This window comes from Gemmatimonadaceae bacterium (assembly GCA_036273715.1).
In the GTDB taxonomy this organism is placed as follows: Bacteria; Gemmatimonadota; Gemmatimonadetes; order Gemmatimonadales; family Gemmatimonadaceae; genus JADGGM01.
Genome location: DASUHB010000049.1, coordinates 1 through 22,807 on the forward strand (window position 1 = coordinate 1; position 22,807 = coordinate 22,807).

Sequence of the window (22,807 nt, forward strand, 5' to 3'; positions counted from 1 at the left end):
GCCCGCCTGAACGGGAAGTGCGTCTACGGAACAAGCTCATTCCTCCAGGAGTCGTGGACGGCCGATCCGCTAGCTCGACTGTCCACTGTTTCGTCTAACTCGTCCGGGGTGACATACGGAACCCCTGGCACGTATGCCTACTTCCCGTCATCGGGTCGCGAGCGCCGCTCTCTCGCCGAAGGCTCCGGCGCCGAGATCGACTCAGTCGTGTACGACGCCGCAGGCAACATCCTGCTCGAGATGCAGCAGGCTTCCTATCCAGGGCGAGATGGTTGCAACGGCGGACTCGTCACTCGTACAACCGCCAATTACTACGCCGCCGATCAACACCTTGCGGTGTCAGACGTGCGTTCGAATGGCAGCCCAACATGCGTGTACACCCAAGCTCTCGGTACCTTCGAAGAGACTCGCTATGACGCGCTCGGGCGACGGGTGCTTGTGCGCTCGCGCCGAGATTCCTCCGGCATCGCCGATGGCACGATCACGCGCTTCGTGTGGGATGGAAATCAAGTCTCATGGGAGATCCACTATCCCGGCGGCGATGCAGTTCAAGGCGATTCCCTCGAAGTCGACACGGCCTGGTACGCTCACGTATGCCAGTGTGGCTGCGCACTTCCGCACCAGTGCGGACTGCCCCCGGACAGTTTGCCGAAAGGCTACCTACCCTTTTACGGTCGCGTGTGGTACCTGCACGTCGAGGGGATGGATCAACCGGTTCTCATCAGTCGCTTCATGTTCGGCCAGGACACCGTTCCGTTTCCGACCATCAGTCTCTATCCGATGTACAGTTGGAGAGGCGTGCCAGACGATGGCGGACTGTTCTTTAATCGCAGCGCGACGTTTACCTATCACAACAGCACGGCGAGTATTCTCTGGCCCGCTCGAAATAGTAGCGCCTACCGGCGGTACGTCGCTCCGATGGAGGCCCCGAGTTGGTTCGGGTCACTCACATCGATGTCGATGACAGACGCCGGCACGCAGTACATGCGGAACCGTTACTACGACCCTGTGGCCGGACGCTTCACGCAGGAGGATCCGTTGGGGCTTGCTGGGGGATTGAACTCCTATGGTTTCGCGAGCGGCGACCCAGCTGATTTTAGCGACCCCTTCGGATTGACGTGTAAGGTTGAAGGAAATTGTGATCAGTCAGATGCCGCCGGCCCGGAGATGACGACATGGGAAAAAATCAAGGCTTGGTATAAATGGGAAGGCGGGAGTGATGCGTTGCACACGTTAGCAATGATGCCGTTGCTGATGATAGATCCGGCTGCGGATGCCGGCGCTGGCAATGCCGCGGCATCGGATGCCACCGCCGCAGAAGATGCTGGCGCCATCGAGGCGAAAGCGGCTGAGGAAGCTGCTCTCAAGGTAAACGTGACAGTCGAGGAGGGTATTGCGACAGTCGAAGCCGAGGGAGCTAATGGGCCGATCACCCTAATGGGTAATATGTCTCGCGAGGGAGACGTCGTCACTCTCGATCGCGCACACATCGGGGGCGTTGGTCGGGGAGCATCCAGCCAATCAGAGATGCGATCGGTGGTTCAGCAGTTCGGACGGCAACAGGGTGCCACGCGAGTTATTATCAGAGGTGCGAGGCGTACAACCGGCCTTCACAAGGGTCAAATCCCGCGGCCAATAACGGTGGATGTGCCCAAGCCATGACCAAACTAAGACTTACGGGCTGGCGAGAGGGTATGCAGAAGATTTCGCTTACTAAGTTTTTGCAAGCGGAATTGGGCCTCTCGCTCAAAACCTCTAAGCAAGTTGTCGATGATTTACTTGACGGTCGGGAAGTCTCGCTCGACATTCCGTTAGACCAGGATGTGAGCGCGCTGGCGAGGGCAATACAGGGGCTCGGCGCAACATGCAGGATAGATCGACAGACGAAAGCTGGGCCTGAGCAGTGACCCTCTCTGCCAATATGAGTGAGACGCCTTTACCGCACTTGCCTGCCGGATCTACGACGACATTGGAGTGGTCGGCGAACGACCATCTGAACTCTGTAACGAGGGGAAATGTTACACTGTCGTACGGGTACGATGCGTTTGGCCAGCTCGCCCAACTCTCACGCAAGGTCGGTAGCGGGTCTGTTGCCTTGGAGCGTCAGTTCCGCTGGGATCAAGTGACCGCATCTAGTGCCGGAAATGCAATCGCAAGTTTGGCAACAGGCCAAAGCCCGATCCGCGTAAAGGCAAACCCAAGACTCCTAAACGACCGCCGTCTCCAAGCACGCCATGACTGATTCGTCTAAGACGTGGCATCAGATGTTGTTTAGCGCTCCGGAGAAGCGCGAGGAGCTACTTTGGGTCGAGCGCGAGGGGCCCGATCGCTACCGTGTGTTAAACGTTCCGGTATGGGTTTACGGTATCTCGCTCGGAAGCCGGGTTGCTGCCGTTAGTCCTCCCGAAGATGGGTCTAACCTGCGCTACTCTCAAGTTCTGGCTACCTCACCAGGAGCAACCTTACGTTTCGTCGTTCCGGCAGAGGCGCGAGCAAGCAACGTATATTTGGATCACGTACTACCTCGTGCAAGGCAGCGTGATCTCCTCGTCGGGCCAGCAACGTTCTTAGATCCTAGACTCGTAGCGTTCCATGTTCATCAGCGATCTGCTTAGCGTTTGCAGGCTAGCAAGCTTTTGGATGAGCTAGTGGCTGCGAAGCTGGTGAAAGCATGGGAGGTTGGAGATCCTGACGCGTATCCCGAGACCGAGGAGAGTTCTGACGAGGATGAAGGCGAGGGGAGCGTGCTCACTCATCCCCTGCCGGTCGATGGAGAATCCGGCCAGTTTCTGACTTCTTAGCCTGGTGTGTCGAGCAATCAGACTTGCATCTCTGTATCTCGTGGGCGACGACAAACGCAACAAGACCGAGCAGGTGCTCTTCTATCTCGCGGCGAAATGAAATGGCCGCCGGCCCCGGCCCTCGAATCGCGAGGCGACACGCGGGGTTCGAGGCCGCCGCTCGCCTAACGAACGATTCACTGGTGCGTCCACACCCCCTAGCTACGGGGATGCAGTGAACAACGCCACGGATTTCTCTAAACTCACGGCAACACTTGATCATAATCCCGGCGCCGATCGCGCCACTGTCGCGGCTGTCGGCGCCGATTTGGACGTTATTCTTCCCCCAGATTATGTAGACTTTCTGGCCTACTCCAATGGAGCCGAGGGGCCCATGGGCACCTGGGCTTACATCAAGCTCTGGGCGGCTGAGGATCTCGTCAGGGACAACGAGGGCTATGATGTGCGCAAGCTTGCGCCTGGACTCTTGCTCTTCGGTTCTGACGGTGCCGACACCGCATTTGGTTTTGACTTCCGTAGCCAGCCTCCGGAGGTCGTCACGTTGCCGTTCATAGGGCTGAAGGTTGACGAAATTGAGGTCCGTGATTCGACCTTCGCTGCGTTTCTGGCGAGGTTAGGCGAAAGTTGACTGACCAGCGGTTCAATGAATGATGTTTGCCTTCTCTCAACCGCGGAATCCATATCGATGCAGTAGGCGACCTTCGATCCTGCTCGCATAGCGCCGGCGAACGCAGCAGCCGCGAGCGCTCAGTAAGGAGCGAGATAAGATGGCGATTGCCGGGTTCACCTAGCCTCATCGGGCACCAGGCCCACGGTGACCCTCTGTCCCTCGCGCAATACTACCGCGTCTACGCGTTTCCCTATTCCGTTTTCCGTTAGGACGCGCTGCAGATCATCGATCCCGCTCACCACGTCCCCCGCGAGACCAATGATGATGTCCCCCTGGCGCAACCCGCCGCGCTCCGCCGGGCTGTCACGCTCCACGCCCGTCACCAACGCGCCACCCGCCGCCGCCAGATGCTCGAGCGCCACCCGCCGCCTCGACAACTGAATCGTCTGCCCCACCACGCCTAACCAACTCCGCCGCACCCGCCCGTCCCGAATCAACCGCGGAATCACGAACCGCGCCGTGTCGATGGGAATCGCAAAGCAAATCCCTTGCGCCCCTTGGATCACGGCGGTGTTCACCCCGATCACCTCGCCCCGCGAGCTCACCAACGGTCCGCCGGAATTCCCCGGATTCAGTGCAGCATCGGTCTGGATGATCCCGTCGATCAGCCGCCCCGACTCCGCCCGCATCGTCCGGCCTAACGCACTGACCACGCCCGCCGTCACCGTCGGCTGAAACCCCAGCGGATTCCCGATCGCGATCACGAGCTGCCCGGCTTGAGCGGGCGCGACTCGCCTAACGGCGCCGCCATGAGCGTCGGCCCGTTCACCCGCACCACGGCCAAATCGGTATCCGGATCATCCCCCACGAGCTCCGCCGCCATCGCACTCCCGTCAGCCGTCGTGCACCGGATCGACTGGGCCCCGTGCACCACGTGTGAGTTCGTGAGCACAAACCCGTCCGGCGTGAACACGAACCCAGACTGTTAGCGAACACTCAAATGCGGCCACGCCGGAACGGGTGAAAAGCGGCCACCGCGGGTAGCGACGCAGCGGCAAACTTGAGGGACTTCTCTCTCAAGCCAGCCGATGCCCAACTACCTGAAGATGCCGAAGCAGCACCACGTTATCGCGTTGCTCGAGCTGGGCTGGAGCTATCGCCGCATCCAGGCGGAGACCGGCGTACGCCGCGAGACGGTCGGCCGATACGATCGCGCCCGCCTGGCAAAGGCGGCCAAAGTGTTCCCCGGCTCTGCGTCGCCGGAGCCGCCCGCTCAAGCAGCGTCGCTCGCGCTCGACGATCCAAATGCGGCCACCGTGTTCGCCGGCTCGGATCGAAACCCGGCCATAGTGTTCCCCGGCTCACCGCCAAACGATCGCGATCCGTGGCCGCCGCGTATCGCACCGCGATCACCGAGAAACTCGATGCGGGCCTGAGCCTCCAGCGCATCTGGCAAGACCTGGTCGAGGAGTTTGGCTACGCCGCCAGCTACGAATCGGTGAAGCGATTCGTCCGCACAATCGCGGTGCGGCGACGCGCCGTCGGCGTCTTTCACTGTGCGCCCGGCGCGGAAGCGCAAGTGGACTTCTTTCGCGGCGCGCCCACGCTCCATACGGAGACCGGCGAGTGGCGTCGCCCGTGGGTGTTTCGCATGACGCTCGCTCACTCGCGCCATGGCTACGAGGAGCCCGCGTGGGATCAGCGCCTCGAGACATTCCTGCGCCTGCACGAACGCGCCTTCCGCGATCTGGGCGGCGTCGCACTCGTCATCCGCCTCGACAATCTCAAAGCGGCCGTCGTCCGCGCGTGTCTCTACGATCCGGATAGCAACGAGGTCTACCTCGCATTCGCGAAACACTGGGGCTTCACGCCGCTCCCGACCCAGCCGCGCCACCCGCAAGAAAACGGCAAGCAGGAGCGAAGTGGCGGCTACGTCAAAGACAATGCCCTCAAGGGGCGCCGCTTCGACAGTCTCGACGCCCACAATGCGTGGTTGCGCCACTGGAATCGCACCGTCGCCCGCCTGCGCATCCACGGCACCACGCGGCGCCAGGTGTGGACGCACTTTGTCGAGACCGAGCAGAAAGCGCTCCGCCCGCTCGCCGCCGCATCGTTCCCGTTCTTCAGCGCTGGCGAGCGCACCGTGCACGAGGATGGCCACGTCGAAGTCGCCGGCGCGTTCTATCCCGTCCCGCTCGCGCTGTTAGGCCAGCGCGTGCGCGTGCAGTGGGATGCGCGGCTCGTGCGCGTCTTCCACGCCGACACGCTCGCCGCGGTCCATCGCCTGGTGTCGCCGGGCACCTATGCGCCCCAGCACACGGACCGCGAGGCGTCGACGCGACAACAGGCCTTCGTGCATCGCTTGCTCGGCCAGTGCGAGCACGTCGGTCCCGCACTTCGGCAGTGGGCCGATGCGGCGCTCGCCGCCCGCGGCGTCCGCGCGATCCGGCTGATTCAAGGCGTGCTGCAGCTCACCCGGCGCGTACCGCGCGAGCGCCTCCTCGCCGCGGTGACGATCGCCCACACGCAGCAGCAGTTTCGGTATCGCACGATTCGCCGCCTAACGGAAGCGGTGCCCCGGTCCGCCGCGCCGGTGCTCCGCGCCGACGACCCGGCCATTCGTCCCATGACCCAGTACACCTTGGAGGACTTCCTACGATGACCGTCCCACTCACCACGCGCCTGCGCCATCTCCGGCTCTCCGGCATGGTCGAGCCCTTACCCGGGCGCGTCGCACAAGCCGAAGCCGCCCCGCTCGCGCACCTCGAGTTTCTGGAACTCCTCGTCGACGATGAATTTGTGCGCCGCGCCGATCGGCTGTTTGCGCGCCGCCTCAAATTCTCGGGGCTTCATGGAGCCTTCGGACTGCCTATGAGGTGATCGCACACACGCGCGGCGTCCTTATTCCGTGGTCGTCCATCGTGATGATCGCTAGTGCGTATGGGCTGGTGGGCGTCGCGGGCTTCTTGCTACTAAAGCGTCGCGAATCGGGAGAGGTCCTCTCCTACGTCGCTCAGGCTTTGCAGGTGTTACACATTACTGCTGGCCCGCTGGCTCTTAGCTTTGTGGCCGGGCTCGAGGCGTCGATTTATTTCGTTGGCAATCGGTTCACCTACTTCATCGGACTGTCCGCCACATTCAACTACTTGCGGGACGCAGGGTACCCGCGGTTCGCTATCGGTGTCAACCTCGCACCCGTCCTGCTCCTAACTGTCCTTCTATACCTGCCTGACGTTAGTTCGATTGCCGTCTCGGATTCTCGGACGAAGGTCCGTTCCTAGAGATGACCGCGGCCTCAACGACCCTCGCTAGTGTAGTTCCAACTTAATTTCCCTAGATTGATTATCTTGCGGCTCAGGGCCAACCTGAGGAGCAAGATGGGCGCGCGTCTTGGGCTGCGGCAGTTGACGCATGAGCCTGGTCCGTTGGAGTCGCGTCATCCCATTTGCCTAACGCAACGTCAATATACTAAATTCGCCCGGCTGTGCAGCGATTTCCTAGCGGGTATTGTGTGGTTAGGCACTAAATGCGTTAGAGGCTAGGGACTGCGAAACGCTAACGTCGGGTGTCGCTTGGGACTACATCAACGGTCAGTCTGCGCCCCTCCCTAAGCACCACGACATCAGCTCGCTCGCCGATCCTTTGTTCCGTTAGCACGCGCTGGAGGTCATCGATCCCGCTCACCACTTCCCCCGCGAGCCCGATGATGATGTCCCCCTGGCGCAACCCGCCACGCTCCGCCGGGCTGTCATGCTCCACGCCCGTCACCAACACGCCACCCGCCGCCGCGAGATGCTCGAGCGCTACCCGCCGCCGCGACAACTGAATCGTCTGCCCCACCACGCCTAACCAACTCCGCCGCACCCGCCCGTCCCGAATCAACCGCGGAATCACGAACCGCGCCGTATCGATGGGAATCGCAAAGCAGATCCCTTGCGCCCCTTGGATCACGGCGGTGTTCACCCCGATCACCTCGCCCCGCGAGCTCACCAACGGTCCGCCCGAATTTCCGGGGTTGAGCGCCGCGTCTGTCTGAATGATCCCGTCGATCAGCCGACCCGATTCCGCCCGCATCGTCCGGCCTAACGCACTGACCACGCCCGCCGTCACCGTCGCTTGGAACCCCAGCGGATTCCCGATCGCGATCACCAGCTGCCCCGGCTTGAGCGCGCGCGACTCGCCTAACGGCGCCGCCATGAGCGCCGGCCCGTTCACCCGCACCACCGCCAGGTCGGTGTCCGGGTCATCGCCCACGAGCTCCGCCGCCATCGCCGTCCCGTCCGGCAACGTGCACTTGATCGATTCCGCCCCGTGCACCACGTGGCTGTTCGTCAACACGAACCCGTCCGGCGTGAACACGAACCCCGACCCCGTTCCCTCACTCGGCCCCCGACGCCTCCGCCCACGCTCCGCCGTCGCCGCACCACGCACCGCGAGATGCACCACGCTCGGCCCCACCCGCTCCACCGCGCCCACGACCGCCGCCGAGTAGGCGTCGAACAGAACAGAATCGGGCGCCGCATCCGTAGACGCGACGCCCGATCTGGTTTCGTCTCCGACTTCCGCGCCGCCTAACAACCTGAGCGGCGCGATCTCGACCGTCATGCAGCCCACTCCCGCTTGAGCTCTTCCGCCGTCCGGCCGCGCCGGATCGCCATCACCGCCCGGTCTCGCAACTGCCGCACCCGCTCCCTCGTCACGCCCAGCATCCCGGCGATCTGATTGAGCGTCATCGGCTCCCCACTCTCGAGACCGAAATACAGAATCAACACCCGCTTGTCCCGCGGCGGCAACGTCTCCAGTGCCCGCATGAGCAGCGTGCGCCGGGACTCCTCCTCGATCCGCCCCGGCAGCGCATCCTCGTCGGCATCCTCCACCGAGAGAATGCTCGCCAGCGTCCGCCCCTCGCGCTCGCCGTGCCCTTCGCCTAACGGCTCGTCGAACGACCGCTCCGGCTGGGTGAGTCCCTGCAGGTCCTTCACCATCGCCGGCGACAGCTGCGCCACGTACGCAATCTCGTCCACCGTCGGCGCCCTGCCCAACGAAGATTCGAGCGCGGTGCGCGCCCGCGCGATACGCGTGAGATCGCTCGCCCGGTTGGCTGGAAGCCTAACGGACCGCGACTGCCGCGCCAGCGCCGCATGGATCGCCTGCCTGATCCACCACACCGCGTACGAGATGAAGTTCACACCCACGTCCGGGTCGAACTTGTCGGCCGCGCGCACGAGTCCCGTGTTCGCCTCGGCGATCAAGTCCTCCAGATCCAGCCCCCGATGCTGATACTGCTTCGCAATCGAGAACGCGAACCGGATGTTCGCCGAGATGAGCTTGTCCCGCGCCTCGGCCTTCTCATCCGCCGATGCCTTGGCATCGCGCATCACACGGGCAAGCGCCTTCTGCTCCGCAGCGGTCCGCTGCGGAATCTCATGCGCCTCGGCGATGTACAAATCGAGCAGATCCTGGTTCGCCTGCGCGCCATATTCAATTGTCGGATTCTGCGGACGCCGCGCCCTCGCCCTCCTCGGGCTCTTTGGCGCGCGCTCGCGATCGACAGTCTTCTTCACGAATTCCTCCTTTGACTCGCGCCGCCCCCTGCCGCCCTGTTTGGCCCGCCGCCCACCGGCCGCCGTCGTTTCGCCAGCCACAACCGTCGCCATCTCCAGCCCCCCTCGGTCGACCTGGTGCCAGTCACCCTACGGTGAACGTTCGCACCATAGAATGAGTTCCATGGGCGCTTTTCGCTAGCGGTCGATCATCGAACATCTGTTTGAAGCCGACACGACCAGCGTCCCACCGGACATCCCGCCGGCCGGACGGTGTCAACTCCCGTATGTCATCTACCAACAACCGCTGCCTCGGGTTCCAAGAACCGTCTCGAACACGCTCCTCAGGACACGTGCTGCTTGAGGAAATCCAGCGTCCGATTCCAGGAGGTTTTGGCGTCGCGCTCACTGTATACAGGCCGCGTGTCGTTGAAGAACGCATGGCCGGCATCATAATAGTGATATTCGAAGCTCCCTCCCGCCTTGCTGATCGCCGTCGCCAGCGTCTGGACCGACTCCTCGCTCACCGACTTGTCCTGCTTTCCGAAGTGGCCGAGCACCGGGACGCGGAGACGCTTCGCATCGATCTTGACTGCGGGATGTATGCCGTAGAAGTCGACGACCGCGGCGATCGCTTCGGGATATTCCATCCCGGCGTGCAACGCCAGCTGGCCGCCCATACAGAAACCGACGATGCCAACGCGCTTCGACACGACCGCCGGATTCGAGAGCAGATACTGCGCGGCGCCCTTCATCTCTTTGCCTGCTTCAGCAATGTTGAGGGCCATGAGCATCTTGCCGGCCTCGTCCGGGCTCTTGGCGGTCTTTCCGTGGTACAGATCCGGCGCGAGCGTCACGTAGCCTGCCTTCGCGAAGCGTTCCGCGAGATCTTTGATGTGGTCCACGAGGCCCCAGTATTCCTGGACCAGGATGAGCCCGGCGCCTTTGCCTCCGGGCGGTGTGGCGAGATATCCTATCCCGTTGCGTCCATTCGCCTCGAAGTCGACCATGTGCCCCATCGTCCGCTCCTCGCGTGAAGGTTGTGCCTAACGTTCTGCTCGCCGACGCCGACGCGTTCTTCGTCGCGGTCGCCCGGTTAGTCGATCCCGAGGGCGCCGGTCGAGCGCCCCTGCTCATCGTGGGCGGCTCGGCCTTGAGCCGCGGCGTCGTCTGCTCGGCGTCCTACGAGACGAGAGCGTTCGGCGTGCGGTCGGCGATGCCGGTGTCGCAAGCCCTGCGCCTCTGTCCGCGCGCCATGTGCGTGCCGGTTCCGCGGCGCGAATGCGCGACGAAGAGCCGTCAGATTCGCTCTATCCTGCACCGATTCGCGCCGATCGTCGAGACCGCGAGCATCGATGAGTGGTACCTCGATCTCACCGGCACCGAAGCGCTCTATGGCGGCGAGCCCATCGAGCACACGGCGCACCGCATCCGCGACGCGGTGCGCGAGGGATCGGGACTCACGGTGTCGATCGGCGGCGGATCGAACAAGCTCGTCGCCAAGCTCGCCGTCGAAGTCGCCAAGCCCAGGCCCGACACCGGCCGGACCGGCGTGCACATCGTGCCGGCCGGCGAGGAAGCCGCATTCCTGACGCGGTTCACGTTAGGCGAGATTCCGCTCGTGGGTCCGCGGTTCCAGGAGCGCCTCAAGCGCCACGGCCTGGTGACGGTGCGTGACGTGCTGGCGCACGACGAGCGGACGCTCGTCGCATGGTTAGGCAAGCGCGACGCACGCTGGCTGCTCGATCGCGTTCACGGCGTGGACCACGGGCGCGTGTCGGGCGACGGCGAGCTCAAGAGCCTGAGCCGCGAGGACACGTTCTCGACCGACATCGGCGACGATGCATCGCTGGAGCGCGAGCTCCTGCGCCTCGTCGTGCGCGCGGCCTCCGATCTTCGCGCCGAAGGCCTCACGACACGCACCATCACCGTCAAGCTGCGCGACTACGATTTCTCGACGCGCCAGGCGAGCCGCACGCTGGACGACGGCGTGATGTCGGACCGGCCGATCCACGAGACGGCGCGGATGCTGCTCCGCCGCCTGCGCGCGACGCGGCGCTGCAAGGCCCGTCTGTTAGGCGTGTCGCTGTCCTCGCTGGCGCCCGCGCCGGCGCCCGCGCAGCTCGCCTTCTTCGAGGCGCCGGCGGGCGCGTTCGCCGAAACCGCGCGCGACCGCACGCTGGCGCACACCGTCGATGCGCTGCGCGAGCGATTCGGCGACGACGTGATCGGGCCCGGCGCCCTGGCGCACCGCGAGGCGCGCGACGCGGCGCCCAAGGCGCGTTAGGCGGCGGCCGGCGCCGTTTCGTCCGGCACCTCGTCGGTCCGCTCGAACACACCGCCCAGCCAGGCGGTGATCGCCCACACCTCGGCGGCCACGATCGCCGCGCCCACCACCGTGCCGGGCACGAGCCCCCACAACCCGACGCGCGATACCGCTACGATGGCTACGCCGCCGCCGAACACCAGCGGCAGCGCCAGGCCGAGCGTGAGCACCACCAGCGAGCCGAACATCGTCACGATCCCCTGACCCACCGCCTCGACGCCGCCCGGCCGCGACAGACCCAACCGGATCCAGCCCGGAAACAGCAACGCGCCGGCGTTCTGCACCAACACGCCGAGGGCGCTCACGGTGGGCAGAAGGATCAGGCTCGTGATGAGCAGCGCCGTCTGATCGGACCACGACTGCCCGATCTTGTTGTGCACCGGATTGAGCACGTAGGCGCCGAGCAGCACCGGCACCTGCACCACGCCCAACGTCATCAGCGCCGCGCACAGCTCGGCCCGCACGAGCGTGGCGCCGCGCACCGGGAACGACCGCAGCAGCTCGAGCTGCAGCATGTCCAACCGGAGATCGTTGCGCACCCAGAGCGGGCCGGCGAGCAGCAGCATCAGCGCGAACGCCAGGCACAGGCGGCCGGCGAGCACCGAGAGCCGGTCCGTTTGCGGCAGCACCGAGTCGAGCACGACCACGAAGATGACCACCGCGACGACGATCGCGATCACCGTACGCAGCGCGAACGTGCGGCCTAACGCAACGGCGTTCTTCCAGACGATCGCCGCGGCGGGCGAGCTTCGTGCGGGCAGCGGCAGCCGGAACCGCCGGCGCACGCCGCGCGTGGCCGGCATCGTGGTTCGTCCCGCGCGCCGCGCGAGCGCCACCGCGCGACGGGCGGCATTCGCGGCGGCGGCTTCCTCGAATGCCGCGTCGGTACGCAGCACCCACACCACGTGCAGCGCCACCAACACGAGCGCCGGCCACAGGGCGCGCAGCCACGCGGCCGTGGATGCGGTGAACACCGGCGCGAGCACCAGGCGAAACGGCCAGAGCACGGCTTTGCTCGCCGGCGCATGGAGCACCGCAACCGCCGCGCCTAACGTATCGCCGGACGCGATCCCGGCGCGGAGCGCCGGCAGCTGGGCGGCGACGCCCCACCCGACGGCGATGAGCGCGGCGGCAACCACGACGATCGGCACGAGGTGCCGCCTAACACCGGCCGCTCCGTGCTCCGCTGCGCTCTCGCGCACCAGCGACGCGCCCACGCGGTGCAGATAGAGCGCCGTGAACACGATCCAGAGCGAGACCGCGCGCTCCACCATCGACCCGGGCGATCGCCCGAGGATGGCGAGCCAGATCACCACGCTGATCACGATCACCAGCTGCGCCTGCAGCAGCTTGAACGCCACGAGCTGCCGCCGCGTGAGCGGCGCGGCGAACAGCAGCTGGACTTCGGCCGTCGAAAAATTGAGCGCCACTTCGTCGCTGCCGAAGAGCCACCAGCTGGCCGCGAGCACCGCGATGCCTAACGCATAGGCCAGATGCGCCGTGCCGTCGGGCGTCGCGCCCACGAGCACGGTGTCGCCGCGCGGACGCACGAGGATGAACCAGAAGTAGCCGACGCCGGCGATGAGCGCCAGCGCGTACCGCGGCTGCCGCACGCGGCGCGCCCGCCTAACGGTCCGGTTCACCACGCCGCGCACGAGCAGCCAGCCGAGCGCGGCGAACGGCGGTTGCGGCTCGGAGGTCACGTGGCGGCCGAGCCGCCGTCGCTCGTCAGCGCCAGGAAAATGTCCTCGAGGCCCCGCCCCGCGAGCTGCGGACGTTCGGCGATGATGTCGTCGAGCGCGCCGAACGCCACCGCCCGACCGCCGTAGATGATCAGGATGCGCGTGCACAACTCTTCCACCAGGTGGAGGAGGTGCGAGCTCAGGACGACTGCCGCCCCCTCTCTCGCACGCGCGACGATCGTCGCTTTCATCTTCCGCATGCCGCCGGGATCGAGGCCGGTGAGCGGTTCGTCGAGCACCAGCGCTCTCGGATCGTGCAGCAGGCCGCACGCGATCGCGAGCTTCTGCCGCATGCCGCGCGACAACTCGGCGGGGAGCGCGTCGCGCTTTTCGGTGAGCTCGAGCTCCGTGAGCAAGGGACCGATCCGCTGGTCCGCGTCCCTCACGCCGTATAGCCGCGCGATGAACTGCAGGTGCTCGTCCACCGACAGGTACTCGAACAGGTGCGGTTCATCGGGGATGAACGCGAGCGCGCCCTTGGCGCCGACCGGGTCGGCGGCGAGATCGTGTCCGGCAATGTGGATCGTGCCGCTCGTCGGGCGGATGATGCCGCTCAAGCTGCGCAGCGTGGTGGTCTTGCCGGCTCCGTTAGGCCCGACGAGGCCCAACACTTCGCCTGCCTGCACGGTGAACGACAGGTTCGACACCGCGGCCAGGTCCCCGTAGAGCTTCGTGAGGCCGCGGACGTCGATGCCCGCCGCGGCGGGCGTCGAGGCCGCAGGCGGCGCCATGCTCAGTAATTCGGTCATCGTCTCGCTGCTTCAGGCATCGGATGGATCGAGCAGTGCCCGCAAGATGGTGCCGGCGGCCTTCTCGATGCGACGCCAGTCGGCGTCCTTTTGCACATCGAGCCCGAAAAATGGTACGCCGTCCGTGCGCGCGGCGAGTATCGTGAGGCCGGCGGCAACGAGGGCGCCAACCGCGTCGACATCCAGTCGCGACGGCGCGCGTTCGTGGAGCGCTGACGCGAGCGCGGCGAACTGCGTCTCGCGGCCCTCGGTCACGGGGCGCGCGACTACGTGATCCGCGTGCCCGCTTGCTTCCCACGCGATGGCGTGTTGAGCGAGGGGTCGAGCGCGGATGTCGCGGGCTTGAGTAATGAGTGCGGTCGAGAACGAGGAGCCGGGGGAGACGCCGTCGCCAAAGGACACGCCGGGTGTGTTCGGCCACGCCGCGCGCTGTGCGATCACGGTGGAGACGAGGCCGGCGACACCGCCGAAGTACCGATAGATGAGCACTTTGTCGACGCCTGCCTCGTGGGCTATCGCGTTCACGCCACACGACTCGAAGCCGTCGCGGATGGCGATGCGTTCGACGGCATCCATCAGTTTGGTTCGAGTGGCTTCGCGGTCTCGTTCCATTTCTCTTGCCACCATGAGGTGACGACTGTCGAACATGTAGTCTTGGCGGGCCGATGTCGGCGATGGCTTTAATAACTACTTTGCAGAGACTTAGCAATAGTCACTACAAAGTGACTCAGATGGGTCGCCACTAGGTGACTACGCGCCTCGTGGAGGTGGGCCGCCGGCTGCTCCGGCAAGTCCACGAACTCGGATCGCAAGACGTCGCCTCCACTTTGAAACCGTGTCTGGCGAGCCCGAGCTCGCGGACCCGTTGCGCAGCTTGTTCCCCGTTTCTTGCTTACTGCTTCCCCATCGTGCGGGTTGCCCGCTAACATCGGTCCGCGCCACCTCCGAGACTCGTCAGATGCGCGCCGTACTTCGATCCGCAGCACTCGCATTTGCCGCCGCCGGCTTCGCTCTCCTCCTTTCCTGCGGAGGCGACAGCACCGGTACCGGCGGCGTCGGCAAAATCATCATCACGCCGTCCAACGACTCCATCGTCATCGGAACCAGCGTCACCCTGAGCGCCAGAGTCGTCAACGCGCAGGGGCAGACGGTGACCGGCGCCACGATCTTCTGGAACACGTCCAACGCCAACGTGGCGACCGTGTCGAGCAACGGCGCCGTGACCTCCGTCGACACCGGCACCGCGCAGATCGCCGCGAGCGCCAACGGCGTCTCGGGGATCGCCACCATCACCGTGCTGCCGCAACCGGTGGCCGCCGTCAACGTGACGCCGCCTAACCAGGTGATCAAAGTCGGGCAGAAGTTCCAATTCCAGGCGCAGCCGGTCGACGCCGGCGGCAATCCGCTCTCGGGTCGGGTAGTGACGTGGTCCAGCTCCGACGCGACGGTCGCGTCCGTGGACAACACGGGCCTCGTGACCGGCATCGCCGTTGGGCCTGCGACGATCACCGCGGCGAGTGAAGGAAAATCCGGCAGCGCGGCGGTCTCCGTCGGCGCGCCGACGCCGGCATCCATCGTGATCGCGCCGACGAGCCTGCCGCTCACCGTTGGGCAGACGGGCCAGCTTTCGGCCACGGTGAAAGATTCGGCCGGGGCGGTGATCGCCGGCGCGGCCGTCTCCTGGTCGGTCGACAACTCCGCCGTGGCCACGGTCACTCCGACGTCGGGAGCAGTGACGATCGTGAAGGGGGTGTCCGTCGGGTCGGCGACGGTAACGGCAACCAGCGGCCCGGCGCACATGGGCGCATCGATTACGGTCTCGCCCGCGCCCGCAAACTCGGTCGTCATTTCGCCGGGATCGGCCACGCTCTTCCCGACGCAGCAACTGCAGCTCTCGGCAACCGTCACCGACGCGCAAGGCAATCCGCTCTCCGGCCAAACGGTCACGTGGGCATCGAACAACACCAACGTGGCCACCGTGAGCACGTCGGGGAACGTGATCGCCGTTGCCCCGGGGACGGCGACGATCACCGCCACCAGCGGCGCCGTGCACGGCAACGCGTCGATCACGGTGAAGCTCGTGCCCGTCTCGAGCGTCGACGTGAATCCCGGCGCCGTGTCGCTCTTCACCGGGCAAACCGCCCAGTTGGCCGCAGTGGCCCTCGATTCCGTCGGCGATACGCTCAGCCTCACGGGCCGAACGGTCACCTGGAAATCCAACAAGGGCGGCGTCGCATCCGTCAACGGAGCGGGCCTCGTCACGGCGGGAAGTATTGGCGATGCGGTGATCACGGCCACCGTCGACGGCCAGCAAGGCTTCGCATCCGTCACCGTGGCGCAGGTGCCGGTGGCGAACGTGACCGTGACCCCATCGCTCGATACCCTTGTGTTAGGCCAATCGACCAACCTCTCGGCGCAACCCGTGGATTCGGCGGGGAATCCGCTCTCGGGTCGCACGGTCACGTGGAACAGCAGCGATGACAACGTCGCGATCGTCTCCAGCACCGGCCACGTGGTGAGCCAGGGCGCCGGCACGGCGACGATCACCGCCGCGAGCGAAGGGCATCAGGGCGCTGCGACGATCGTCGTGATTCCCGTGCCGGTTGCGACGGTCACGGTCTCGCCTAACAGCAAGACGATGACGGTCGGCGATACGGCCACGTTCACCGCGACGACGAAGGACGCGCAGGGCCACGTGCTAACGGGACGCACGGTGACGTGGTCGTCCGACAACACGGCCGCGGCCACGGTCGACAGCACCGGGCTCGTGACCGCCGTCGCTCAGGGCACCGCGAACATTACGGCGACGAGCGAGGGCAAGAGCGGAAGCGCGGCGGTGACCGTCAATCCGGTGGCGGTCGGCTCCGTGGTGGTGACGCCATCCGATACCTCAATCGCCGCCGGCGATTCCGTGCAGATGTCGGCGCAGCCTCGAGACGCCGGCGGGAATCCGCTCACGGGTCGCACGGTGACGTGGTCGTCGTCGAACGACAACACGGCGACTGTGTCCAGCACCGGCATGGTCAACGCGATCGCGGCCGGGCCGGCGGTGACGATCACGGCGACGAGCGGCGGGGTGTCCGGTACCGCGTCGGTCACGGTCACGGCGGCGCCGCCCCCTCCGCCGCCCCCGCCGCCTTCGCCCAACATGGGCACGAGCGCGCGGCCGGTGCCGTCGGCGCGCGCCGATCGCCCGCCAGCCTAACGGAATCCGAGGTGCAGGGCGAGCCCCCAGCGGGGCGCGCCCGACACGGGATCGACGCCCAGCACCGGCTCCAGCCGCGGCGACGTGAGCAGCGCCCCCGTGCTGCGCCCGGCGCCGCTTCCGTTCGGCGGCGACGATGGCGGGTACGGATCGCCGCGCGCGCTCGACACGTGCAGCGCCGCTTCGATCGCCCCCACGAGCAGCACGCCGCCGGCCACCGCCAACCCGGCGCCGAGGTTCTTGCGCTTGGACACGTTCACCGTGAAGGTGTCGACGCGGCCGAACGGATCCGTGAACGTGCGGATCTCGGTGCTGGTGGTCGAGTGCAGCGCCCACGCCGTGCCGGCCGCCACACCGCCCAGCACGATCACGCCGAGGACGGGCTGCTGGGTGTAGAACTGGCCGCCACCCGGGATCGCGCCTAACGCAAACGCGGTCGCCGGGCTGCGGCTGAGCGCCTTGATGCGATTCGCGACGTCGGCGCGATCCACCGCGTTGGGCCGGAGATTCAGATACTTCTGGAAATCCGTCGCCGCCGCGTCGCTGCGGCCCTCCGCCTGGTACACCAGCGCGCGCGTGTAAAACACGTCAGGCCAATTCGGCGCCGCGCTCGCGGCGCTGGTGAGCGAGCGCTCCGCCGCCTCGGTGTTTCGTGCGGCGAAGGATGCGATGCCCGTGCGAAGGTCGTCCGCCGCCCTGGCCGGATACGATGTGGGCCGCGGACTCGAGAGCGCGTCGGCGCGGTGCGGCGCTTGCCGCGAGTCGATGCGCCACAGCTCGGCGTAGGCGAGACCGGTGGACGCTGCCGGATCTCCGGTCGCGGAATGCAGTGCCTCTTGAAAGTGCTGCGCTGCACCGCCGAGATCGCCGCGCCGGAGCGCCGTGTATCCGAGTCCGGTGTGCGCGCCCGACACATCTTCACCCTCGCGCAGCGCCGTGGCGAAGTCCTTGTTGGCAGCGTCGAATTTTCCCTCCGCCGACTCGGCGTAGCCGCGGCCCAGCAGCGCCCGCGTGTTCGCCGGATCCACCGAGAGCACGCTGTCGTAGGCAGCGACCGCCCCCGATCGCCCGGTGGCTAACTGACGCTCGGCTTCCAGCAAGAGCGCGGTCACCTGCTCGGCCGCCGTGACGCGCACGCTCGCCACGGCGCGATCGCCGACGCTCACCACCAGGCTGTCGCCGGCCTGGAGCGGCTGCGTTTGAATCGAGAACTTGGCCACGCCGGCATCGTTGGTCGTTTGCGTCAGCGTGCCTAACCCTGAGCGCGCCGGATAGGGCCGCACCTGCACCGTCGCCTTGCTCACCGGGTTGCCGAACGCGTCGTTCACCGCCACGCTCAGCTCGCGCGTCCCCCGCGCACCGGCGCCGATCGCAATCGCCGTCGGGTTGACCGTGGCTAACGATGCGCCAGCCGGCATCGTGCTGAGCGAGACTGCCGTCGTGCCCTCGAGCGGCGAGCCATCGGAGGTGACGACGGTCATGTGATACGTCCCGGCGTGCGTGCCGGCCGGCACGGTGAACGTCGCGCGTCCGCTGGCGTCGGTGATGGCCACGGGGTCGGCCTGCGCGCCGCCGGGAATGCCCGTGGCGCCCTTGAGCATGAGCCGCGCGCCCGGCACCGGCGCGTCGCCGCGAGCCAGATCGACGCTGATGTACGCAACGCTACCGCTCGTTGCCGACGCCAGCCCGTTGATCACCGTGAGCGTCGGCGGCGACGCCGGCGCCGGCGCGACCGGCCGCGATGGATTGTCGGACGACTCCGACGACGAAGCCTTGTTGTTGTTGTTCACGCAGCGATCGATCTCGCGCAGGATCGCGTCGTTCGCGCCGAGCTGCTTGAGATCTTCGCGGTCGCGCGCCGACGGCACGAAGGCAAGGCAGTTGCGTCGCACGATCGCCGCGATCTCGCTTTTCGAGTACGTGGTGCCCGTGAGATAGCGAACCAGGTCGCTCTTTCTGAGCGCCGACTCGGACTGCGCGTGCGCGGTCGTCGTGAAGACGAACAGCGGAAGAGCGATCAGCGAAGCGAGGTAGCGCGACATGGAGTCCTGATTGGTGCGAGAGTCCTACAGAATTTCAGCCGTTCTGACCGGCGGCACGGAGATCGGCTGGGTTGCCTGATCCCGAATCAATCCTCGTCGGATACGGACCGGGCGCAAGTGAGGTGCCACGAATCGGGCTCACCTGTGCTGGCGGCACCCGGGCGGTATCGAGGATCGAACACGTTCGCAGGAGTGAACTTAGCCGGTGCAAGCGTCGAGCTCGCTCGCGAGATGATCGCCGCGTGTGCACGATCTGCCCGCGGCGGCGTCTCCATCGCAGCAACCACGAGCGGCAGTCCGATACGTCTGCGTGGATGGATGGCGGGTACAAAATGCGGGCGACGATGCTCAATGCCGCGGACCGGACGCCGCGCCGGGAGAACTGGTGAATGGACGATGCGGAGCGGCTGTTTCGAACGTATCACGGGATGCTCGTGCGCTACCTCACCCGTCGGTTAGGCGATCGCGACTGGGCGGAAGAGGTGGCGCAGGAGACGTTCGTGCGCGCGCTCCGTCAGCGCCGGTTGTCGAACGAGCGCGCCTGGCTGTTCACCGTGGCGAACAATCTCGTGCGCGATGACGCGCGGCGCGATGCCCGGCGTCGCGCGCGCCTGGCGCTGCTGCGCGAGGAGACGCGCGACGATGTCGTCGAACCGGAGCCGTTGTCGCTCGAGCGCGCGCAGGACACAGCGCTGGCGCGGCGCGCGGTGAACGCGTTGACGGAGCGCGACCGGCTGGCGCTGCTCATGCGCGAGGAAGGATTGAATTACGAGGAAATCGCGCAGGCGTTGCACCTGTCGGCCGGATCGATCGGGACGACGCTGGCCCGGGCGCGGCGTCGATTGGTGGAACAGTACGAGGCGCTGCGCGAGGCGCAGCCGGGGAGCACGGGTCATGCAGCATCTTGACGACGGCACGATCCACGCGCGGCTCGACGGCGCGTTAGGCGCGGACGATGCCCAAGGCATCGACGCGCACGTGTCGGCGTGCGGCGCGTGCGCCGATCGCGTGGCCGAGGCGCGGGGCCTGATCGCGGCGTCATCGCGCATCCTCATGGCGCTCGACGACGTGCCCGCCGGCGTGGTGCCACCGGCGCAGGCGCGAACGGCGGCGGCGGTGCAGGCCGCGTCGCCGGCGTTCGCGGTTGCGCCACCGGCGGCCCGTGACGCCGCGCCGCCCGCCCGATGGTGGGGGATGCGCTACAGCCGGCTGGCGGCGGCGCTCGCGTTCGTCGCCGCCGGCACGTTCCTGGTCGCGCGCGGGGCGAACCGGCGCGAGGCCGGGTCGGCGGGCGAGACGCAGCGCCTAACGGAGCCGGCGCGCGCCGCGCGCGAGTCCACCGCGCCGCGGAACGAGCCGATGGCGGCAGCGCCGGGGGCGGCCGGCGCCGCACCCCGGCCGGAGGCGACGCCCGCGCCGGCGCCGGCGGCCGCGTTGGGCGGAGCGCGGCCGCACGCCGCGCCCGCCCCCAGCCTCGAGCCGCAGGTCAAATCGTTCGCGCGGGAAGAGCGGCAGCAGGCCGCGTCGGCGAAGAAATCCGCGACCGACATGAACGTCGCCATCGCCGCCGACGCCATCAAGACAGCCGATTCCGCGTCGCGCGCCGCTGAGGCCCGATCATCGAGTGCGCTCGCCCGCCGCATCGCCGAGGGCAAAGCCGTGCAGTTGTCGGAGGTCGTGGTGACCGGCCAACCCGGCGGCGCGCAATCGTCGCCCCGGCTCGTGTCCGTGGACTCCGTGCAGCGCGGCCCGGTGATGGCCCGCCGCCAGACGTACCGCGTCGGCAACGGCGCGCTGGTGGTGCTCGAGGTGACGCCGCCGGCCGCGATGCCTAACGACTCGACGCGCGCCGCGCCGGCTCCGGCGAGCGCGGATTCCCCGGCCGTCGGCGATTCGAGCGGCGCCGCGATCCACGTCATCCGGTGGCGCGGCGCCGATGGGACCGGCTACGTGCTCTCCGGCACCGTCGACGAGACTGTCCTGCAACGCGTGCGGGCTGCGTTAGGCAACAAACCCTGACGAGCATCGCCGTCACTCGACGGATAACGTCGCGGAGCTGTCGCGCCGGCGGGCGCGTGCCCACGCCTAACGCGCCGGATCGCGCTGCACGGCCAGGTCCGGCCCGCTGTCCTGGACCGCCTCATCATCGTCGTCGTCCGGCCGGAGCGCCCGGAGCACCGTGCCGCCGGCCGCGATCGCGCCGAGGATGATGTAGAGGTAGAAGGTGTAGAAGCGCCACCAGATGAGCGACGCGCCGAAGATCGACGCCGGAATCGCGTGGCCCAGCGTCTCCTTGAACGCGACTTCGATGAAGCCGCCGCCCGCCGGCACCGCCACCACCACGCTGCCGTACGTCAGCGCGATCGGCCACAAAATGAGCGGCGCCGCGGGCACGTGCACGCCAAACGAGTACACGATGATCGGCAGGATCGCGAGCCGCAGCAGGATGTGCACGATCGACGCGAGCAGCGCCACGCCGGCCATGCCGAACCGCATGTCCTTCATCCCTTCGATGCCGCGACGCAGCTGCTCGAGCACACTGCGAAACTTCTGCCACCGCGTCCCGTGCACGCCGAGCCGCGCCAGCAGCCGCGGCGGCGCATCCTTCATGCCCCGGCGCGCCAGCACGAAGCCCAACGCCCCCGTGCCTAACACGAACGCGGCGTACATCGCCACCAGGCTCGCCATGCCGGTGATGATCGCGCCCGCGTCCCGGAACGTGAAGAACATCGCGATCGCGACGATCGCCAACGAAATCATCTCGAGAAACAGCTCGGCGTAAATCACGAGGATGATGTGCGCCGACGACATGCCGGCTTCCGTCATGATCAGGAAGCGCGCCGGCTCCGCTCCCGTGCGCGCGGGTGTGATCGCCGCACCGAAGTCGCCGCCCGCGCTCGCGCGCAACGCGACACCGAACGTCATCGGAATACGCAGTGACGCGGCGCTCAAACGCACCTTGGCTCCGCGCGCCCCCAGCTCGAGCAGTGCGATCCCCAGCAACACCCCGTGCGCGGCAACGCTCACCGAAACCGGGTGGTCGGCCGGCGGCCAACTCGTGACCACGATGTACAACGACACCCCGATGGCCGCGGCAAACGATACGATCGCGAGAAGCCAACGGGCGGGCGTCATGAGTGCAAAGAGGGAGTCGTTGGGTTGCGGACCGTGATGACGACGACGAGCGGCGCGCCGGAATCGAGAAAGGGTACAGCGTGCAGCGTGACTTCAGTAGGCCAGCGCGCCCTTTGCCATCGCGCGATGCGTCGTGCCGGGATACGGCACGGCCGGCCCCTTGATCGCTTCCCAGAGAATGTGGTTGAAGAGGTTATCGTCCGATTCGTCTTCCAGCCGAAGGTTGAGCCGGGCGGACGCCGCGGCGCCGGGACCGCGAGCCGGATTGCGATCATCGAGCCGCTGCTCCGGCGCCTGAGTTGCGTACGGGGTCAGATCCGGCGAATCGGCGAAGAGCCCCCGCAGCGGGCGGCCGTAATAGTCGAATTGCGACAGAGAGCCGAGGTGCAGAATGTCCGCGATGGTGGCAATCACGTCCGTGGTGTTCACGAATCGGTGCACGACCCCGGCATGACTGTAGGCGCTGATCATGAAAAACGGCGCGCGGTGCGAATCCACATGGTCGGGTCCGTTCTGCGCGTCGTCTTCCACGACGAACACAACGGTACTGTGCCAGAAGCGCGAGCGCGAGAGGGCCTCGACGAGGCGGCCCAACGCCAGGTCGTTGTCGGCAAACGCGGCCCGAGGCGTAGGCATGCCGACCCGGGCGCCGGA

At 66.7% G+C, this 22,807-nt stretch carries 19 protein-coding genes; 7 read left to right on the forward strand and 12 right to left on the reverse strand.

Annotated features, from left to right (window positions below):
* Positions 1 to 1,662 (forward strand): RHS repeat-associated core domain-containing protein (locus VFW04_10765; GenBank protein ID HEX5179804.1); only part of this gene is annotated, 1,662 nt, incomplete at its 5' end.
* A 1,353-nt stretch (positions 1,663 to 3,015) separates the two neighbouring features.
* Positions 3,016 to 3,429 (forward strand): SMI1/KNR4 family protein, encoded by a 414-nt coding sequence (locus tag VFW04_10770; GenBank protein HEX5179805.1) that lies wholly within the window; start codon positions 3,016 to 3,018, stop codon positions 3,427 to 3,429.
* Between the two features lie 155 nt (positions 3,430 to 3,584).
* Here VFW04_10770 and VFW04_10775 read toward each other — a convergent pair whose 3' ends face one another.
* Positions 3,585 to 4,175 carry a trypsin-like peptidase domain-containing protein gene (locus VFW04_10775; protein HEX5179806.1) on the reverse strand — a complete coding sequence of 197 codons (591 nt, stop codon included), beginning with the start codon at positions 4,173 to 4,175 and terminating at the stop codon, positions 3,585 to 3,587.
* On the reverse strand, positions 4,172 to 4,384 hold the full coding sequence (locus tag VFW04_10780) for a trypsin-like peptidase domain-containing protein (GenBank protein ID HEX5179807.1): 213 nt from the start codon (positions 4,382 to 4,384) through the stop codon (positions 4,172 to 4,174). The genes VFW04_10775 and VFW04_10780 overlap by 4 nt, the downstream gene beginning before the upstream one ends.
* An 87-nt stretch (positions 4,385 to 4,471) precedes the next feature.
* Here VFW04_10780 and istA point away from each other — a divergent pair, with 87 nt between their 5' ends.
* Positions 4,472 to 6,073 carry an IS21 family transposase gene (istA, locus tag VFW04_10785; GenBank protein HEX5179808.1) on the forward strand — a complete coding sequence of 534 codons (1,602 nt, stop codon included), beginning with the start codon at positions 4,472 to 4,474 and terminating at the stop codon, positions 6,071 to 6,073.
* Positions 6,074 to 6,129: 56 nt separating this feature from the next.
* Here the strand turns inward: istA and VFW04_10790 are convergent, their stop codons facing one another.
* The 4 genes from VFW04_10790 to VFW04_10805 all read right to left on the reverse strand — a co-directional run bounded on the left by VFW04_10790 (position 6,130) and on the right by VFW04_10805 (position 9,973).
* Entirely contained in the window at positions 6,130 to 6,264 is a 135-nt protein-coding gene (locus VFW04_10790; GenBank protein HEX5179809.1) for a hypothetical protein, read from the reverse strand.
* 702 nt (positions 6,265 to 6,966) lie between these two features.
* Positions 6,967 to 8,016, reverse strand: a complete 1,050-nt coding sequence (locus VFW04_10795) for a trypsin-like peptidase domain-containing protein (GenBank protein HEX5179810.1) — start codon at positions 8,014 to 8,016, stop codon at positions 6,967 to 6,969.
* Positions 8,013 to 8,975, reverse strand: a complete 963-nt coding sequence (locus VFW04_10800) for an RNA polymerase sigma factor RpoD/SigA (protein ID HEX5179811.1) — start codon at positions 8,973 to 8,975, stop codon at positions 8,013 to 8,015. The genes VFW04_10795 and VFW04_10800 overlap by 4 nt, the downstream gene beginning before the upstream one ends.
* A gap of 323 nt (positions 8,976 to 9,298) precedes the next feature.
* On the reverse strand, positions 9,299 to 9,973 hold the full coding sequence (locus VFW04_10805) for a dienelactone hydrolase family protein (GenBank protein HEX5179812.1): 675 nt from the start codon (positions 9,971 to 9,973) through the stop codon (positions 9,299 to 9,301).
* Between the two features lie 23 nt (positions 9,974 to 9,996).
* On the opposite strand from VFW04_10805, the gene VFW04_10810 reads away from it, so the two are divergent.
* Positions 9,997 to 11,241 carry a DNA polymerase IV gene (locus VFW04_10810; GenBank protein ID HEX5179813.1) on the forward strand — a complete coding sequence of 415 codons (1,245 nt, stop codon included), beginning with the start codon at positions 9,997 to 9,999 and terminating at the stop codon, positions 11,239 to 11,241.
* Here the strand turns inward: VFW04_10810 and VFW04_10815 are convergent.
* The 3 genes from VFW04_10815 to VFW04_10825 are packed head-to-tail and all read right to left on the reverse strand — an operon-like array spanning position 11,238 to position 14,419.
* On the reverse strand, positions 11,238 to 12,983 hold the full coding sequence (locus VFW04_10815) for a putative ABC exporter domain-containing protein (protein HEX5179814.1): 1,746 nt from the start codon (positions 12,981 to 12,983) through the stop codon (positions 11,238 to 11,240). The two genes, VFW04_10810 and VFW04_10815, sit on opposite strands and share 4 nt — an antisense overlap.
* Positions 12,980 to 13,771, reverse strand: a complete 792-nt coding sequence (locus tag VFW04_10820) for an ABC transporter ATP-binding protein (GenBank protein HEX5179815.1) — start codon at positions 13,769 to 13,771, stop codon at positions 12,980 to 12,982. Before VFW04_10820 ends, VFW04_10815 begins: the two co-directional genes overlap by 4 nt.
* Positions 13,772 to 13,783: 12 nt before the next feature.
* Entirely contained in the window at positions 13,784 to 14,419 is a 636-nt protein-coding gene (locus VFW04_10825; GenBank protein HEX5179816.1) for a TetR/AcrR family transcriptional regulator, read from the reverse strand.
* 310 nt (positions 14,420 to 14,729) lie between these two features.
* Between VFW04_10825 and VFW04_10830 the strand changes: the two genes are divergently transcribed.
* Positions 14,730 to 16,976 carry an Ig-like domain-containing protein gene (locus VFW04_10830; GenBank protein HEX5179817.1) on the forward strand — a complete coding sequence of 749 codons (2,247 nt, stop codon included), beginning with the start codon at positions 14,730 to 14,732 and terminating at the stop codon, positions 16,974 to 16,976.
* Here VFW04_10830 and VFW04_10835 read toward each other — a convergent pair.
* Positions 16,973 to 19,018 (reverse strand): tetratricopeptide repeat protein, encoded by a 2,046-nt coding sequence (locus VFW04_10835; GenBank protein HEX5179818.1) that lies wholly within the window; start codon positions 19,016 to 19,018, stop codon positions 16,973 to 16,975. The two genes, VFW04_10830 and VFW04_10835, sit on opposite strands and share 4 nt — an antisense overlap.
* Before the next feature lie 389 nt (positions 19,019 to 19,407).
* Here VFW04_10835 and VFW04_10840 point away from each other — a divergent pair, with 389 nt between their 5' ends.
* Together VFW04_10840 and VFW04_10845 are read left to right on the forward strand one after the other, a co-directional pair.
* Positions 19,408 to 19,926, forward strand: a complete 519-nt coding sequence (locus tag VFW04_10840; GenBank protein ID HEX5179819.1) for a sigma-70 family RNA polymerase sigma factor — start codon at positions 19,408 to 19,410, stop codon at positions 19,924 to 19,926.
* Complete coding sequence (locus VFW04_10845; GenBank protein HEX5179820.1) at positions 19,913 to 21,037, forward strand: zf-HC2 domain-containing protein; 1,125 nt, start codon at positions 19,913 to 19,915, stop codon at positions 21,035 to 21,037. Before VFW04_10840 ends, VFW04_10845 begins: the two co-directional genes overlap by 14 nt.
* 66 nt (positions 21,038 to 21,103) lie before the next feature.
* On the opposite strand, the gene VFW04_10850 is transcribed toward VFW04_10845, so the two are convergent.
* Entirely contained in the window at positions 21,104 to 22,153 is a 1,050-nt protein-coding gene (locus tag VFW04_10850) for a lysylphosphatidylglycerol synthase transmembrane domain-containing protein (protein HEX5179821.1), read from the reverse strand.
* A gap of 93 nt (positions 22,154 to 22,246) precedes the next feature.
* On the reverse strand, positions 22,247 to 22,807 hold a 561-nt coding region (locus VFW04_10855), incomplete at its 5' end, for a hypothetical protein (protein ID HEX5179822.1).